Origin of the sequence: Shewanella sp. 11B5, assembly GCF_002836795.1 — a bacterium.
GTDB classification, from domain to species: domain Bacteria; phylum Pseudomonadota; class Gammaproteobacteria; order Enterobacterales; family Shewanellaceae; genus Shewanella; species Shewanella frigidimarina.
The window spans coordinates 1-7,211 of sequence record NZ_PJAP01000305.1; the positions used below are offsets into that span (position 1 = coordinate 1).

At 42.5% G+C, this 7,211-nt stretch carries 9 protein-coding genes; 4 read left to right on the forward strand and 5 right to left on the reverse strand.

Translation table 11 applies throughout. The features are described 5' to 3' along the window. Nucleotides 1–8 precede the first annotated feature (8 nt). The 3 genes from slmA to coaBC are packed head-to-tail and all read right to left on the reverse strand — an operon-like array spanning nucleotide 9 to nucleotide 2,295. The gene (slmA, locus tag CXF78_RS06065; protein WP_011639240.1) at nucleotides 9–602 is read right to left on the reverse strand and encodes a nucleoid occlusion factor SlmA; all 594 of its coding nucleotides are present in this window, start codon (nucleotides 600–602) and stop codon (nucleotides 9–11) included. Between the two features lie 35 nt (nucleotides 603–637). Then, nucleotides 638–1,096: a dUTP diphosphatase gene (dut, locus tag CXF78_RS06070; protein ID WP_011639239.1), complete on the reverse strand. Its 459-nt coding sequence runs from the start codon at nucleotides 1,094–1,096 to the stop codon at nucleotides 638–640. Continuing rightward, on the reverse strand, nucleotides 1,093–2,295 hold the full coding sequence (gene coaBC, locus CXF78_RS06075; RefSeq protein ID WP_180957061.1) for a bifunctional phosphopantothenoylcysteine decarboxylase/phosphopantothenate--cysteine ligase CoaBC: 1,203 nt from the start codon (nucleotides 2,293–2,295) through the stop codon (nucleotides 1,093–1,095). Before coaBC ends, dut begins: the two co-directional genes overlap by 4 nt. Nucleotides 2,296–2,791: 496 nt before the next feature. Here coaBC and radC point away from each other — a divergent pair, with 496 nt between their 5' ends. The 4 genes from radC (at nucleotide 2,792) to argA (ending at nucleotide 5,803) form a co-directional block, all read left to right on the forward strand. After that, nucleotides 2,792–3,469, forward strand: a complete 678-nt coding sequence (radC, locus tag CXF78_RS06080; protein WP_059746834.1) for a RadC family protein — start codon at nucleotides 2,792–2,794, stop codon at nucleotides 3,467–3,469. Nucleotides 3,470–3,590: 121 nt separating this feature from the next. Continuing rightward, entirely contained in the window at nucleotides 3,591–3,827 is a 237-nt protein-coding gene (rpmB, locus tag CXF78_RS06085; protein WP_011639236.1) for a 50S ribosomal protein L28, read from the forward strand. Between the two features lie 6 nt (nucleotides 3,828–3,833). Continuing rightward, on the forward strand, nucleotides 3,834–4,007 hold the full coding sequence (rpmG, locus tag CXF78_RS06090) for a 50S ribosomal protein L33 (RefSeq protein WP_011494790.1): 174 nt from the start codon (nucleotides 3,834–3,836) through the stop codon (nucleotides 4,005–4,007). Between the two features lie 476 nt (nucleotides 4,008–4,483). Beyond that, nucleotides 4,484–5,803 (forward strand): amino-acid N-acetyltransferase, encoded by a 1,320-nt coding sequence (gene argA / locus CXF78_RS06095; RefSeq protein WP_011639235.1) that lies wholly within the window; start codon nucleotides 4,484–4,486, stop codon nucleotides 5,801–5,803. A 115-nt stretch (nucleotides 5,804–5,918) separates the two neighbouring features. Here argA and rarD read toward each other — a convergent pair whose 3' ends face one another. Both rarD and CXF78_RS06105 read right to left on the reverse strand, forming a co-directional pair. Then, the gene (gene rarD, locus CXF78_RS06100) at nucleotides 5,919–6,827 is read right to left on the reverse strand and encodes an EamA family transporter RarD (protein ID WP_102036268.1); all 909 of its coding nucleotides are present in this window, start codon (nucleotides 6,825–6,827) and stop codon (nucleotides 5,919–5,921) included. Nucleotides 6,828–6,951: 124 nt separating this feature from the next. Next, nucleotides 6,952–7,211, reverse strand: a 260-nt coding sequence (locus tag CXF78_RS06105; protein ID WP_145991381.1) for a thioesterase family protein, incomplete at its 5' end; no start/stop codon positions are given.

Consider the following 7,211-nt stretch of genomic DNA (forward strand, 5'->3'; position numbering starts at 1 on the left):
ATGCGATATTAACTTCTTAGCAATTGCTGTTGAATAAACGTCCACTGTTCATCAAAGTGTTGTGTTGGCTTTTGTTTAAACTCACTGCGGACAAACTGTGAAATACGTCCTTCTGCAAAGGCTAACAGCAAGTTGGCGAGAATGGCTTCATCGATATTAAAGCCTACTCCTTCACGCAAAGTTTTTTCACGTAGAATTTGTTTGATGTGTGTTTCTATTTTGGCAAATAGCACGTCGATCCTACTGCGTAGACGTTCATTTTCACCTAGCAGAGCATCACCATTAAGTACCCTTGAAATACCTGGATTACGTTCAGAAAATACTAATAGCAGGTGTAGTACCAACTGGCAGCGGGTCATGGTGTCTTTTTCTTCGTCCATGATGATGTTTAAGCGTGATAAAATCGCATCTTCAATAAATTCGATTAAGCCTTCAAACATCCGCGCTTTACTGGGGAAGTGCCTATACAGTGCGGCTTCTGACACGCCAACTTCGGCGGCGAGCTTTGCTGTTGTTATACGTTGACCTGGGCTGGTTTCGAGCATTTGCGCCAAGCATTGTAAAATATGCTCACGACGATTTATTTTAGGGCTTTCAGCCATTATCTGTTCCTTGGCTCAGTGACTACTTGAAAAGGTTATTTGGTGCCTGAATGACCAAAGCCGCCTTCTCCACGATCTGAGCTATTAAACTCATCCACTACGGCAAATGTTGCCTGTATAACGGGTACAAACATCAATTGTGCTAATCGATCGCCTATTTCGAGTGTGAATGGTTTATCACTTCTGTTCCAACATGACACCATTAACTGTCCTTGGTAATCGGAGTCAATTAAGCCCACTAAATTACCCAAAACAATGCCATGTTTATGACCCATGCCTGAGCGCGGTAAAATCACCGCTGCAAGGCTTGGGTCTGCCACATGAATGGCGATACCTGTTGGAATTAATACGGTTTGACTTGGCTCAATGACCATCGCGGTGTCGATCATTGCACGTAAATCCATGCCTGCGCTACCGGGTGTCGCATAAGCTGGCAAAGGAAATTCATTGCCGATGCGTGAGTCGATAATTTTTAGTTCAATGGGTGTTTTCATGATTTTTTTAATTGTTGTTCTATCAATGTAAGTAATTGGCGCGCCAGTGTCAGTTTGTCTGTGGCGGGCAGTTGTTGGCTGCCGTCTTGCCAAAATACCTGTAGTGCATTGCTATCGGCATTAAAGCCTAAGCCTTGAATAGAGACATCATTGGCGGCAATCATATCAAGCTTTTTGCGTTGCAGTTTGCCTCGGGCGTATTGCTCTACATCGTTGGTTTCTGCTGCAAAACCTACTGTGAATGGACGAGTCGCGTGCTGAGCTACCGTGGCTAAGATATCAGGATTCCGCACTAGCGCAAGTTGCATTTGTTCAGCCGATTTTTTGATTTTTTGATCCGCGACATCAGCTATTCGATAATCGGCTACTGCGGCGCAGCCAATAAAAATATTATGTTGTTCAACCTGTCCCATCACTGCATCAAGCATTTGTTGTGCTGAGCTCACATCAATACGTGTGACACCTGCTGGTGTGGCTAGATTAACCGGACCTGAGATTAATGTGACGGTTGCGCCCATTTCTGCGGCTGCTTGGGCTAAAGAGAAACCCATTTTTCCTGAGCTGTGATTAGATATATAGCGAACGGGGTCAATTGCTTCACGCGTTGGCCCTGCAGTAATGAGCAGCTGATGGCCTTGTAATATTTTAGGGCCAAAAAATTGTATCAGTTGTTCTGCCATAACGACGGGTTCTTGCATTCTGCCAGGGCCGACTTCACCGCATGCTTGATTACCTGAGGCGGGTTGCCAAATGGTAAAACCTTTACGGGCTAAATTAGCCATGTTTTCTTGGGTAGCGATATTTTGGTACATTTGCTGGTTCATTGCAGGGCAGACAATGACGGGAGCACTGGTCGCTAAACAGGTTGTTGTTAATAAGTCATCTGCCATGCCGGCATTAATACGTGCAATTAAATTTGCCGTAGCAGGTGCAAGCAATACAACATCAGCCCAACGAGCAAGTTCGATATGACCCATAGCAGCCTCTGCTGCGGGATCGAGCAAATCAGAGGCTACAGGATGGCCTGAAAGCGCTTGTATGGTTAATGGAGTGATAAACTCCATTGCGCTCTGAGTCATGATGACACGCACGTCTGCGCCACGCTCTTTTAATCGACGGATTAAGTCCGCACTTTTATATGCGGCAATACCGCCACCAATTCCGAGTAATACTTTTTTATTTGTCAGCATGATGCACATTATCCGACTCAAACCTAATTGCGGCTAACAATATCACAAACCTATGACAATTTGCGCAGATCCAATCTCAAAAATATCGACCATACTGTGTAATACCAATCCTATTAAATATGCGATCTTTCAGCGGGAGTTCAAAGTGCTGTAGGCAAGGCAGATGATTGAAGCGAATAGTGATTCTATTTTGAAAACATCTAACGAAGCATAAAGTACTTTGAAACCCGCCAGAAAGGAGTCTCTCAGGTATTCCACTTCTGTGTTGCATCGATTTAAAAGGGAACAACCATTTCTACATCAATGCGCCTTGAATTAAAAAACCTGAGAGACTCTGAACTGATCAGATATTTCATGAGATTGGTATAAGCAATTCGAACTCTATTTTTGAAAAAGACAACAATTTGTCATTGGTGCTGTGCTTGCTGATTCGGTGTTGTTCTTATTATTAAGAGTCGACTTAATGCGTTTAATGACATCGCCACATTGAATATAAGGGACATTCATGGGAATTAAAGATTGGCCACAAGGAGAAGGGCCGCGAGAAAAGTTATTGCTCAAAGGTGCAGGACATCTTTCGGATGCAGAATTGCTCGCGGTGATATTACGTAATGGTCTGGCAGGGCAAAATGCAGTGGATTTAGCCCGAAACATGATTAATCAGTTTGGTGGTTTGCGCAGTTTACTGAGTGCCTCTAAAAGCCAAGTATGTAAATTAGCCGGTGTTGGGCCGGTAAAATACGCTCAATTACAGGCTGCTGCGGAAATTTCTAAGCGAATTGCCCATGAAAATCTACAAAGAGGGCAAATTTTGACAAATCCTGATTTAACTCGAGACTATTTAATGAGACAATTGGCAGACCGATCCTATGAAGTGTTCGCCTTACTATTGTTGGATACCCAACATAGAGTCATTCAATTTGTAGAATTATTTCGTGGCACTATCGATTCTGCTTCTGTTTATCCTCGCGAGGTTGTAAGCCTTGTTTTGGAGAAAAAAGCGGCAGCGGTAATTGTGTGTCACAATCACCCGTCTGGCATTGCAGAGCCAAGTCAGGCTGATCGGCGAATAACTGAGCGAATAAAAAATGCATTGGCAACCATCGATGTTTCTTTGTTAGATCATATGGTTGTAGGTGATCAGGAGATAGTCTCCTTTGCCGAGCGTGGGTGGATTGTATAAACACTGCTTGATCTTCTATGGTCAATCGTGTATAAAATGCGCCCTCTTTGTGCCTCGGGCGACGGCCATACGAGGCACATTAATGCTCGAGCGTTAAAAATTTGTTTTGGAGAAGATTGACATGTCAAGAGTATGCCAAGTAACTGGCAAGAAGCCAATGGTTGGTAACAACCGTTCGCACGCAAAAAATTCGACTCGTCGTCGTTTTTTACCTAACCTACAAAACCACCGTTTTTGGTTAGAAGAAGAAAAGCGTTTCGTGCAATTACGTGTATCTACTAAAGGTATCCGTATTATCGACAAGAAAGGTATTGAAGTGATTGTTAAAGAACTTCGTGCCCGTGGCGAGAAGGTATAATAGAAAATGGCTAAATCTAAAGGTAATCGTGAGAAGATCAAATTAGTATCTAGTGCTAAAACTGGTCACTTCTACACTACTGAAAAGAACAAGCGTAACATGCCTGAAAAAATGGAAATCAAGAAATTTGATCCAGTCATTCGTCAGCACGTTATGTACAAAGAAGCTAAAATCAAGTAATTGATTTTTGATTCTTAAAAAAGCCCCTTCATTGGGGCTTTTTTTATGCCTGTTTGAAAATAGTCTATACTGAATCGAACGATTAACGGATGAGTTATGACGTGTATTTAATTGCTCAATTTAGGTTATGCAGTAGCTGTTTACGTCATGAAGTACATCGCTAGTGTGATGATATTTTATTGAGGTCCCTACATTGTTATAGCGCAATTATGTTGAAATTTTGCTAAACAGATGTGATGCAAATATCATAATTAAATGCGTAAAGTATTATTAACAGCTAAAACAAGCTAACTTTTTGGCTGTAATGCTTTTTTCATAAAATATTGAGACACTGTGTTTTACTTAAAGTGAAATAAAATGCTTTAAAAGTGAATTAAAATGCAATACCATTCTTTTTTGATACAGCAAACTGTTATGTGGCATTTATTGTCATCGTCATTAATGAACATCAAACTTATACCGAGGTGAATTTGCCCGTGAGAACCACTGAATTAGTTGATGGATTTCGTCATTCTGCGCCCTATGTTAATGCTCATAGAGGTAAAACTTTTGTCGTTATGTTGGGTGGAGAAGCATTAGCGCACCCACAATTCCGCGGTATTTTAAATGATGTGGCTTTGTTGCACTCACTTGGGATTGAGGTGGTGTTAGTTTATGGAGCAAGACCACAGATTGATGCTGGTCTAAAAGCGGCTGGAATTGAACCGGCATATCACAATGGTATTCGTATTACCGATGATGAAACCCTGAAAATTATCAAGCAGGTTGCCGGTGCTACTCAATTTGATATTACTGCTAGGTTGTCGATGAGCTTAGGCAATACGCCGATGCAAAACGCGCAAATAAACTTGGTGAGTGGTAATTTTGTTATTGCACAACCATTAGGTGTAGATGACGGTGTCGATTTTTGTTTAAGTGGCAAGGTGCGCCGTATTGATGCGCAAGGCTTACGTCGTCAATTAGATAATAACGGTATTGTATTAATGGGGCCCATTGCCGCTTCTGTTACAGGTGAAAGCTTTAACCTGACAGCTGAAGAAGTTGCGACCCAAGTAGCGATAAAGCTAAAGGCCGATAAGATTATTGGTTTTAGCGATACTAACGGCCTTATCGGTAAAAATGGTGAAGTCATTGCCGAGTTGATGCCGGACGACATCGAAGAAATGCTTAAGACAATGGCTGTTGACGACCATACTTCAGTTGGGACTGTTGCTTTCTTAAAAGCCAGTATTGAAGCGTGCCGACGAGGTGTACCTCGTTGTCACTTAGTCAGTTATTTAGAAGACGGTGCATTGCTGCAAGAGTTATTCTCACGCGAAGGGATTGGTACCCAAATTGTTACCCAAAGCGCCGAACGTTTACGTAGAGCAACCATTAGCGATATAGGCGGTATTTTAAACCTTATTCGCCCATTGGAAGAACAAGGCATTTTGGTGCGTCGCTCACGCGAGCAATTGGAGATGGAAATTGAACAGTTTATGCTGGTTGAGCGCGACAACTTAGTGATTGGTTGTGCAGCTTTGTATCCGTTTGAAGAAGACAATGCGGGTGAGTTTGCGTGTTTAGTGGTTCATCCGGATTATCGCGATGCAGATCGTGGCAGCATTTTGCTTAATAACATTATCGGCCAAGCTCGCGTGCGGGGTTATTCACGTCTATTTGCGTTAACGACACGTAGTATCCATTGGTTTTTAGAGCATGGGTTTAATATTGTTGATGTTGAAGAGCTGCCGAATAAGAAAAAACAGCTGTATAACTATCAGCGTCGTTCAAAAATTCTTGCGTTAGATTTGTAGAAGTAACAAGACAGTTAATACATAAAAAAAGCCGGATGAGTATAAAATCATCCGGCTTTTTTGTGGGTGAAGCATCAGTGCTTTGAGTGACTTCATCTTCCCATTGTAGAGTTCATTATGCTGACGCTTTGGCTAAGGCGTTACGTCGTTGGCGTTGCAATGTCATGTCGCCAACAAAGATAACTAACGCGCCCCAAATAAATCCAAAGGTAATGCCTTTTTCGATATCAAACGGCTCATTAAACAGTTTTACCGCTAAGATGAACATGATGCTAGGGCCAATGTATTGGAAAAAACCTAAAATTGAAAAGGGAATTCTGACCGCAGAACCTGCAAAACACAGTAACGGGATTGTTGTGACAACACCGGCAGCGACTAACAGTAAATTGAGGTCGAGAGTGTTGGTCAGCATGCTCGTTGTCGAACTGTCTAAGGTGATGAATAGGTAACCCAGAGCGATAGGTAACAAGATTGCTGTTTCGACTAATAAACCTGATTTTGCATCAATATTGACTTTTTTTCGCAGTAAACCATAAAAACCAAAGCTGGCGGCCAGCGCTAATGATACTAGCGGAATAGAGCCAAAAGAGACCAACTGTACTAGTACTCCTATGCTGGCCAACGCCACCGCAACCCATTGTAATTTTCGCAAGCGCTCACCCAGAAATACCATTCCCAGTAACACGTTAAACAGCGGATTGATAAAATAGCCTAGGCTAGCATCGAGCATGTGGTCGTTGTTAACAGCCCAGATAAAAAGTAACCAGTTAGCGGCAATTAATACAGAAGTGATCAGTAATATTAGTAGTTGCTTAGGCTGTTTTAAAATAAGACGTAAACGACTAAACCCACCAATAAATTGCATCAAAATAACCATGAATATGAATGACCAAATGACACGGTGCATTAATATTTCGGTGGCAGGCACATGATGTAATAATTTGAAATAAAGCGGGGCAACACCCCAGATGGTGTAGGCGCAAATGGCGAGAAGCACCCCTTTACGGTATTCTAAATCAGGCATAGTGAGTCAACAGTGGGAAGATCTAAAAGAGAGGGCGATTGTAGGTCGCCCCCCTGCATGACACAAGTGATTAAGCGATTTCTTTTATCGCTCCAGTGTCAGCTTTATATTGCGCTAATGGAACTTAGCCCACCATATAAGTGCCAGTACCAAATGCGATATGAACTCCTTGCTCATTATGTAACTCCATCCGGCAAACGGATACACGATTACCAGAGCGGATAACGGTGCCAGTGCCTGTGAAGATTTCACCACGGCCTGGACGTAAAAAATCGACCCGCATATCGATAGTGCCTAAGGTGGTTAAACGTTGTTGTAGTTCTTCAAGGGTCCAATCTTCTCTACTGGCAACTAGCCCAGCAAATACCGTGAGTCCGCCGACAA